We start from the raw sequence: 626 nt of genomic DNA, 5'->3' as shown, positions 1-626 counted from the left end.
GGCGGCAATGCTGCTATGTGTCACTACAATCATGAGAACCAACCTGAGCCAGGTAAGCTAGCGCTGAACACACTTTACCTAGTGGATTCAGGCGGTCAGTACCTAGATGGCACAACCGACATTACACGCACCATCGGGATTGGTCAGCCATCAGCAGAAATGATCAAGCAGTTCACTCTCGCGCTGAAAGGTCATATCGGTGTAGCACGTGCCCGCTTCCCGAAAGGCACTCGTGGTTACCAAATCGATACATTAGCTCGCCAACATCTTCGGGCGGAAGCTTATGACTACGACCATGGCACTGGCCACGGTGTAGGTCACTTCCTAAGTGTGCATGAAGGTCCGGCAAGCATCTCTAAGAAACAAATTGATGTGCCGCTAACTGAAGGCATGGTGCTATCAAATGAGCCTGGCTACTACCGTGCAGATGCGTTCGGTATCCGTATCGAAAACCTAGAGCTCGTAGTTGAAACACCGACTAACGGTGACTTCCCTGTTCTATCATTCGAATCCTTGACGCGATGTACAGTAGATAACCGTGATATCCATGTCCATATGCTGACTCGTCCAGGACTTGCTTGGTTGAGCGACTACCATCAAAAAGTATGGGAACAAATCAGCCCGCT

Annotated in this window: 1 protein-coding gene; it reads left to right on the top strand. The window is 50.0% G+C overall.

Annotated elements, in window-relative coordinates; translation table 11 throughout:
- Positions 1-626 (top strand): M24 family metallopeptidase (locus R7Z50_RS28610; protein ID WP_318149895.1); only part of this gene is annotated, 626 nt, incomplete at both ends.

Source organism: Vibrio sp. 1249-1 (genome assembly GCF_033340495.1).
This window is presented reverse-complemented; position numbering and strand designations above follow the sequence as displayed.